Below are 7,836 nucleotides of genomic sequence, written 5' to 3' on the forward strand. Positions count from 1 at the left end.
ACCGAAAGACGCCCGACTTCGCCTACTTCAATGCGCTGATGCCAATCCCGGCAGCGGCATAACCAGGGCCGAAATCCACCTAGAGATGCCCCAATAGCTGTTCAGACAAACCGAGCCAGCTCTCTTCTTCACTCAGCAAACTCAGCAAGATCGAGGGATACTGGTTTGACCATCCGTTCTCGAACAACAGCACCACAGTTCGCGGGGTGCGGGCGGGTCACGCGGCCATCGGATCGAATGGGCTGAATGGCCTAGGCTATTCGTTTGTCGATGGTTTTAGGGCAGCAGAGCAGACAACTGTCGGTCTTGAGGCCACCATTATCGGCACGTTTGCCGGCAATGGCGGGCTCGATCACACATTCAATACACTGGTGGGATACAGCGCAGGACGAGGCAAAGAAGACTCACCCGGCAGCGGTACGTTCCGCACGTGGTCAGGCACGAACAACGTTGCTGTCGGGTTTGGCGCCATGCAAAATTCTCTGGCGGCCATGAACAACGTCATCGTCGGCGGCGGTGCATCACTGGAGAACGAGAGTCCTTCGGCCCAGGTCATTATCGGCGCTAGTGCGAACCGCCTCGGTAAGGTGGGAAAAGAGAGCGTTTTTATCGGTAGCGGGGTCGCGTACAGCAAAGGCAGTACCGGAAACTCTGACGCGAACACTCGGAGCGTTCACATTGGATTCAACGCCGCACAGCAGGCCACCGAAGGATCTAGAAACACTTCTGTGGGAGCGATGTCCGCTTACAATATCGTAACGGGTGTCGACAACACACATGTCGGATACCTCACAGGTGTGGACGACTCCAGCGCTCCCGCTGCATCTCGCCAGATCGCTATTGGCGCTGTGGCGCGATCGCGTGTCAATGACACGATCACAATCGGCAATAGTATCTTAGAGACAACCGCCGGCCGCACTCGGATTGGCGGTGCTGCGCAGACTTCTGCGGTAATCGCTGGGGTATATGGATCAACAACGGCAGATGCGGCAAACCTTGTGGTCCTCTCGACGGGTCAAATTGTCCGCTCCACGTCCTCGGGTGAGTTTAAGACCGACATCGAGCCGCTGACTGATGAGTGGGCAGATAAGGTTCTTGAACTGGAGCCCGTCTATTATCGCTCCACTTGCGAGGCCGACAACCCCGAATGGGGTTGGTATGGCCTCGTTGCCGAAGATGCAGCCCAGATTGACCCACGTTTCGCCTCTTGGGATAGGAAGCCTGTTGTCGATGGCGAAGGCAATCCGGTAATTGATGAGTTTGGTCATCAGGTGCTTGAGGACTTACCAGCGCCAAATGGTGTTCCTTATGGGCGTCTGAGCGTGAGCTTGCTCGTGGTCATCAAGAAGCAGCAGCGGCAAATTGATGACCTTGTCGCTAGAGTGCGCGCTCTGGAGCACAGCTAAACGGGCGAGGATACCTCCATCAGCCTTTGTCCCGGACGGGCGGGCTTCTTGCCTCCCGGAGTGGGCTAAGCTGGGACGGTAGCGCTCGGCTGGCGTTTGACGGCTTTGGAGAGTGCGGACCCAATACGCATGGCCGGTTTCTCCACCAGCAAGAAAATAACCTGCGCGGCGGCGACCGTGATTGCACAAGCAATAATGAACGCCGGCCATCCTGTTAATCCCTGCTTGGCAACCACCACGGAAACCGGGAAATGCAACAGATACACACCAAAGCTCATTTCCCCGAGCCAGCGCATCACCCGAGCGATGGGCTCGGGTGGGTTTGCGGTAGACGCCGCGACATAGACGGCCAAGCACGTCACTGCGCCGAATAGGACCGCCTCGGCCGTCGCGACATGAACGGAGTTCGAAAAGTCGTATTTGATGGCAACGGTCGCCACGAAAAAGGCAAGAGCGATGACGGTCATGAGGGCCATTCCGTTGCTCCAGGACAACGTAGCCCGATTGATTGCCGCCCAGATGCCAAAGGCAAAATAGAAGGCGTACGCTGGGAATTGAGCATAGTCTACCCACGATGGGGCGCGGAAACCGTAGAGCACATCCCATGCCACCAGAACGGCAAAGCCGAGAGCGCATAGCAGAGCCGACACGAGCTTCGGCGCGAGCGCCACGAGGGCAACGGCAATCGGGAATAGAGCGTAAAAAACCCACTCAATTCCTATCGACCAACCGGCCACGACAAGAGACGATCGGGCTGGAGCAGAGAAGCCGAACACAAACGCGCCGTTTGCGACAACCCTCCCTATGTCCAAGCCTGAGCAGGCCCCCATGATGCACTGTTTGACTGGGCCATAAAGGTTGAATGCCATCACGAGGTAGAACAGCGGGGCAATTCGGAAAAAGCGTTTGATGAAAAATGCAGCCACCTCCCGCGCCGAGCCGGTGCGCATGTCGCCATATGCCACATACATGCTCACGCCGCTGAGAACAAAAAAACCAATTACGGCGTAGATGGCGCCCCGGTCGAGAAAGCCGGAAACGAACGCGGGCACGCTTAGAGAGCCCCAAGTCACGTAGTGGTAAATCACTACCAGCGCGGCCAAAATACCCCGCAGCCCATCGAGCGCATCAATTCGTTTCAATGAAAAAATCCCATCTTGGGTGACGGCACCATGTATGGCGCCGGCCAATTTTGTCAACGCGTAAGCCGACGCCTCCATGCTCGTCACCGTCACAGCAGAGGACGATAACCCGCGTCCAACATCAATGGAGACCACCATGATCAAGCTCTAAAGGAGTTGGCGAGCTCATGGCTGAATGGCGCGGCTCATGGCCTGCCGGACGGTCTCTGGGGCTAGTTCCGACGTACGTAATCCGCAAGTACGGCCAGCCGTAGGGACTCCGCTGCTGACACGGCCGCGCGCTCCTGCGCGTCAGTGACAGCCTGATTGTTGGCTAGAACCTGGTTATTGGTGCTGTAGCTAGCGGAAGCCGATCTTGTGGCGGTGAAGATGACCTTGCCATCTTCAAGGATGTTCATCGTCACTGTGACATTCGCGACTCTGGGAGCAGGGCCAGACGTCGACGTCATCATCCCCCGCTGTGAACCAGTCGATACTGTTGCCATCATTACGGGCGCGTCGTCACTTGGTCGAAAGCTAAGCCCGAGGCGTTGATAGACTACCTGTTCAAGCCGCGAGCTGGGCGCCGCATAGGCGAAAGCAATGTTTGACGCTGAAGGCGTATTGGCGCCGCCGTAAACGGGAGAAAAAGAGCACGCGGCCAATGAGGCGGCCGCCGCTAAAAACAGTGCTGACAATGATAAAGTCTTGAGCATTTTGCCCCCCGCTCGAAACGCCGTGAACATGTCCAGAGCATCGGCGCGGTGTCAACCGTTCTAGATCAAGATCGGCGAGGTTAGCAGGGGCACCCCGAGTTGCGCAGTCCCACGGCCCTCTCTACCAACAGACCCCAAGCAGGCTGCAGGACTGCGCGCCGCAGCGTATCGGGGCAGGGATTATTGTAAAGGTCGGGCGGCGTGGTGCATGGCGTGCCCGGGCGCTCATTCTCGGTCGGGCTTGCCTCGGACCGCGTCGGAAGACATCAGGTGCAGGATCGTCACATCTGTCGGTGGGAGATGCGCCAGCTCGATTGCGATGTCGACCGCTTCATCGATCAAGGCGAGCAGTGGCGCAGCGTCGGGTTCGCGCGACAGAACGGCCATTGCCTGTTCGAGATGGTCTCTGGCCTGCACGTAAAGCGGGTGAGGCAGGGTGGTTGGCTTCATTATCACGCTCCGGGAGCCCCGCGTTTATGGTGGGGCTGAAATGGTTGCCGGGCGTGCATGGCTTGCATATCAATTTGAACGAAATTGCGAGCACTGCGTGGATGTGATTCACTCCGCCGTGGAAATGAGACGTGCTGTTCGGCTGTCCGCCGCTTGGCTGCTGACTGATCTTTGGTACCAAGGATCAGCGCGAAGGACGCGCCGCTGATGGCGGTAAGAGCGACAACGACAATTATCAGAGTGGCCATAACTTTCACTCCCGCGTGGATGAAACATGGGCCTGGCACGGGGCGGTTGTGCCGGCTTCCTGTGTCTCAACGGACGGAACTCGTGAGTGGGCGGGTAGGTTCCAACGACCAAAGCTCTGATATTTATATGATATTTATCGGACAAGGCCGCTCAGCGCTTGCCGTGCTCATGCCGTTCAATCACCCCAGCGGTCGGCTGGTTTTCGTTCACGCTGGGACTTCTGCCGTTCCGCCGAACTCGCATAGAGCCGAACGAGCGAAAGTGAGTTGGGGCCCTGCAGGTAAACTCTGGCACGCAGCGGTCCTGACCGGCCGCTTCCTCGTACCAGTTCTTCCCCGAGAGCCAAGAACGCAGCATGCTCCGGTGTGTCGGCGATGATCCGGTATTCAGCGAGCTCGATGACACTCGTCCGGCAGTCGATAACTCGAAACTCTTTCGGCATCCAATCCCCCCGGGCTGGGCCCCGGACCGTCGATCTTCGTCGCACTTCGTTAAATTATGGAGACTACCCATGAGCGCCGTTTACCGCCGCTGCCCTCTGGCCGAACTCTAGTTCAACAGAACCCAGGTCAGCCAGAGCACGGCGGTCGCTGCAAAGACGGAGATGGTCACATCGACGGCTTTCTCGCGTGCGCGCCGGCGCCCTAGGTCGGTTACCTCTCCCGGCTCTGCGTTGGTGTGTGCGGCGTCGCCCGCCGATCCACGCAGCACCCGGTCCATCCGGAATCGCTCGGGCGGAGCACCCCATTTTAATCGCCTGAACGCAAACAAGTTTGACCTGCTGTTCTGGGCATCGATCTTTGGCTCGCGATCCATTGTCAAATTCTGCCAGCCTGGGCCGGCGTGGTCCAGCGGTCTTCATCCCAACCCTTAATCCACCATCAACAGGAGGCCGTCATGGCCAAACTCAATGCGGAGCAAGTGTTCCGCGCGAAAGCGCCTGCCATCATGGCGCAGCTCATTCGGGACTTTCCTATTACGCCGGTGGATGCCGCTGCGATCCTCGGCAACCTCGGGCATGAGAGCGCCGGCCTAACCATCCTGCAGGAGATCAAGCCCACGGTTCCCGGCTCCAAGGGTGGCTATGGCTGGGCTCAGTGGACCGGGCCGCGCCGGCATGCCTTTGAGGCTTATTGCGCCCGTACCGGCAAAGACCCAGCCAGCGACGAGGCCAACTACGCCTATCTGTTCCTCGAGCTCAAGGGCATCGAGGGCAGCGAGAAGGCCGCCATCGGCAAGCTGGTGGCGGCCAAGGGGCTCGACGCCAAGGTCGAAGCATTCGAGCGGGCGTTCCTGCGGGCAGGGGTGAAGCACTATCCCAGTCGCAAACAGTGGGCCGCCGTGGCCCTCGATGCGTGGCGGGCCAAGGGCAGCACCGGCATTCCCATCCCCAAGCCCACGCCGGAGCCGCAGCGCCCGCCGGAGACCGCGAAGCCCGAGCGGGGCAGGGCAGTCCCCATCATTGTCGCCGTTGCCACCCTGGCCGCCCTCGCAGCGGCCTTTTTCTTTGTCCGCTTCTAGGAGAACCTGACCATGTTGACTTCGATCATCCAATCTGCCGCCGCCGGCTGGATCTGGCGCCGCGCGCAGGAACTCGGTTCGCTCGCCACGATCTTTGTCCCGATCTATCTGGCAATGCCTCAGAGCATGAAGAACGACGTTCATGCCATTTTCTCGGGGCAGGGTGGCGGGCTGACCATTTCGGCCGCCATTGGCCTTGGCTGGTACGTCTGGACCCAGCTGCAGTCCTATCGTGCCACGACCGTTGCCCAGGTTGTCACCAAGGCCGGACAGAAGATCCTCCCCAAGCCTGACAGTGCGGCTATGGGGCGTGTGGAGACGCAGGCTAAGGCCGCGCCAAAGCGCCAGACGCTATGGGAACGCCTGACCGGCAACTGACCCAGTCGGGCGGCTCCGGCCGCCCGTTCCTCACTCAAGTCGGGGTGCGCCGTGGCAGATGATCTTTCTACCGTCCTTGCAGCTATTGAAGCCATGCGTTCCGATGTTCGGGAAGACCTGGCCGCCGAGCGCCAAAGCCGCAAGGACATTCATGAGCGGCTGGGCAGGCTGGAGAACACTGTTGCGGTTGACGTGGCGGTTTCGGCTCAGGCGCGGGACAAAACCGACGAGCGCCTTGCCGGCATCGAAAAGACGTTGGCCGAAGATGTAAAGCCGCCGGTTGAGGAGTTCAAGCGGATGAAGATGGTCGGGATGTCTGTCATCGGACTGGCAGGCCTCGGCGGCACGGCTCTTGGGGCTTCACTGTTATGGTGGAGCGAGCAGGTAGGCGGCGCTATCCGGCATTTTCTGCGCATCCCATGACCCTGGCCGAGCTGACGGCGATTCTCTCCCGCGTCTGCCGGGACCATCCCGAGCTGGCGGCTGACGAAAAGGTCAGGCGCTATATCCTGCTGGTGGTGGAGGAGGGGCGAAAGCTGCCCAAATCGTGAGTTGACCTGTTCTCATTGTGTTCTCATTTTCCGCTTTTTCGGAGGCTGTCATGCTGGGTACTCACGACCACGACGCATCGTTCACAGTTCAGGAATCAGTTGAGCTTGATCGGCTCCGGCGCGAGGGGAAAGAGCGTCCACCCTATGCCGATATGGCGAAGATCAGGGAATGGCTTGCAGAGCATCGGAAGCGCTGGCGCGCGGCAGGGAATATGCCTTGGCCGGATAGGCCTTCGTCATAGTGAATTTACATATTCCGCCATGAGGGAGGTCGGAGGCTCACCAGCTCCCCCCGACCTTCGTTGCCGCCTGGACTTACCATGGTGCTGGCCAGGCCCTCGAATGGATGAATAGCGGGGGAGGGGCAGAGCGTCACCCCGGCATAAATGCCGGGTCTGAGCAGTGGCGACCGCGGCAAGGTGAATGCTGAGCAGCTATTGCTCGCGATCGTCGACGTACAGGCGCCAAGTGCCATCAGCATTTTGGCCAATTGCAATCGCATTCTCTGCCGATAGACCGCTTTCCTGCAACTTGGCCACCAGAGCTTCGTCGTCGGCTATCTCGGCTTGAAGTGCAGAAATAGCGGCCTGATGGTCAGCGATTGCCGCGTCTACCTCGGCTCCGTCGTGATTGACGTCGCCTTCTAGGGAGCTAAGCAAAATTATTGTCAGCTCTCCGGTCGGCAATGCGGCAATTTTTTCCCCAGCGCCCAGCTGCCCGATGGCATCAACTACTGTGCCGTAGTTCTCGACAATTTCGCCACCTTTGTTGGCGGACGCGCCTGGGGGCGTGGCCGGCGCTTCGACCGACTGAGCTGGTGGCTGTTGGGCTAAAACTGAATTTGCAGATACAATCGCCAATGCGCTGGCGATGCCAATTGCTGCAATTTTATTCATGATCATTCCTCTCGGATTGCAGGACGTCAGTCGGAAAAGGCTGAGAAAATGACACCCCGCTGGGATACGGGATGCCTAAGCTTACTTCGAAACGGTACCGGTGGTGCTGGTAACGAAGTTGCCTTCCTTACAAAGCTGTACCGTGAGTTTCTCGATATCGACCTTGGAGCCGTCCTCCAGCCAGCCTTCACCAGAGGCGCTAGTCGGAGTAGGCGGGGTTGTGATCGCTTCGTCACTGTCACTGACGGCGCTGTCGTCGGCAGACCGAAGCAGGTCGCACTTTGCCTGGACTTCCTCGACCTGATCGGCAGGCACCGCCATTCCCCCGATCATGTGTTCTTCCTGGGCTACGGCAAGGCCTGGCAGGGCCATAGCGGTAGTAATGGCAGCGATCGATAGAATTGATCTGACATTCATTGCATTGTAAGCGCGAAGCCGATCCCGTCTGACATTGGCTTACCCAGGGGGGTATAGGCACCGCAGCTTTTGCTGACGATGTGAGTTCCTATGTCTGCGCCTATGCCCAGTGATAGAAGTTTCCAGTTGCT

11 protein-coding genes are annotated in these 7,836 nt (G+C 59.0%); 5 read left to right on the forward strand and 6 right to left on the reverse strand.

All coding sequences use genetic code 11. The features are described from left to right. Nucleotides 1-206 precede the first annotated feature (206 nt). On the forward strand, nt 207-1,406 hold the full coding sequence (locus ACX3OZ_RS20685) for a tail fiber domain-containing protein (RefSeq protein WP_459105482.1): 1,200 nt from the start codon (nt 207-209) through the stop codon (nt 1,404-1,406). A gap of 65 nt (nt 1,407-1,471) precedes the next feature. Here ACX3OZ_RS20685 and ACX3OZ_RS20690 read toward each other — a convergent pair whose 3' ends face one another. From ACX3OZ_RS20690 to ACX3OZ_RS20705, 4 genes are all read right to left on the reverse strand, one after another. Beyond that, nucleotides 1,472-2,686: an acyltransferase family protein gene (locus ACX3OZ_RS20690; protein WP_459105483.1), complete on the reverse strand. Its 1,215-nt coding sequence runs from the start codon at nt 2,684-2,686 to the stop codon at nt 1,472-1,474. 74 nt (nt 2,687-2,760) lie between these two features. After that, nucleotides 2,761-3,243 (reverse strand): hypothetical protein, encoded by a 483-nt coding sequence (locus tag ACX3OZ_RS20695; RefSeq protein WP_459105484.1) that lies wholly within the window; start codon nt 3,241-3,243, stop codon nt 2,761-2,763. Between the two features lie 225 nt (nt 3,244-3,468). Then, nucleotides 3,469-3,693, reverse strand: a complete 225-nt coding sequence (locus ACX3OZ_RS20700; RefSeq protein ID WP_459105485.1) for a hypothetical protein — start codon at nt 3,691-3,693, stop codon at nt 3,469-3,471. Between the two features lie 798 nt (nt 3,694-4,491). Then, nucleotides 4,492-4,758 (reverse strand): hypothetical protein, encoded by a 267-nt coding sequence (locus ACX3OZ_RS20705; RefSeq protein ID WP_459105486.1) that lies wholly within the window; start codon nt 4,756-4,758, stop codon nt 4,492-4,494. 81 nt (nt 4,759-4,839) lie between these two features. Between ACX3OZ_RS20705 and ACX3OZ_RS20710 the strand changes: the two genes are divergently transcribed. Genes ACX3OZ_RS20710 through ACX3OZ_RS20725 form a run of 4 tightly spaced genes read left to right on the forward strand, consistent with a single transcriptional unit; the run spans nt 4,840 to nt 6,392 of the window. Continuing rightward, a complete protein-coding gene (locus tag ACX3OZ_RS20710) occupies nt 4,840-5,463 on the forward strand; it encodes a phage tail tip lysozyme (protein ID WP_459105487.1) in 624 nt (207 codons plus the stop codon). A gap of 12 nt (nt 5,464-5,475) precedes the next feature. Further along, nucleotides 5,476-5,841 (forward strand): hypothetical protein, encoded by a 366-nt coding sequence (locus ACX3OZ_RS20715; RefSeq protein WP_459105488.1) that lies wholly within the window; start codon nt 5,476-5,478, stop codon nt 5,839-5,841. Nucleotides 5,842-5,892: 51 nt separating this feature from the next. After that, complete coding sequence (locus ACX3OZ_RS20720) at nt 5,893-6,264, forward strand: hypothetical protein (RefSeq protein ID WP_459105489.1); 372 nt, start codon at nt 5,893-5,895, stop codon at nt 6,262-6,264. Further along, on the forward strand, nt 6,261-6,392 hold the full coding sequence (locus ACX3OZ_RS20725; protein ID WP_459105490.1) for a hypothetical protein: 132 nt from the start codon (nt 6,261-6,263) through the stop codon (nt 6,390-6,392). The genes ACX3OZ_RS20720 and ACX3OZ_RS20725 overlap by 4 nt, the downstream gene beginning before the upstream one ends. A 434-nt stretch (nt 6,393-6,826) precedes the next feature. Here ACX3OZ_RS20725 and ACX3OZ_RS20730 read toward each other — a convergent pair whose 3' ends face one another. Beyond that, complete coding sequence (locus ACX3OZ_RS20730; RefSeq protein WP_459105491.1) at nt 6,827-7,288, reverse strand: hypothetical protein; 462 nt, start codon at nt 7,286-7,288, stop codon at nt 6,827-6,829. A gap of 81 nt (nt 7,289-7,369) precedes the next feature. After that, on the reverse strand, nt 7,370-7,621 hold the full coding sequence (locus tag ACX3OZ_RS20735) for a hypothetical protein (protein WP_459105492.1): 252 nt from the start codon (nt 7,619-7,621) through the stop codon (nt 7,370-7,372). Nucleotides 7,622-7,836 lie beyond the last annotated feature (215 nt).

This window comes from Devosia sp. A369, assembly GCF_054489345.1.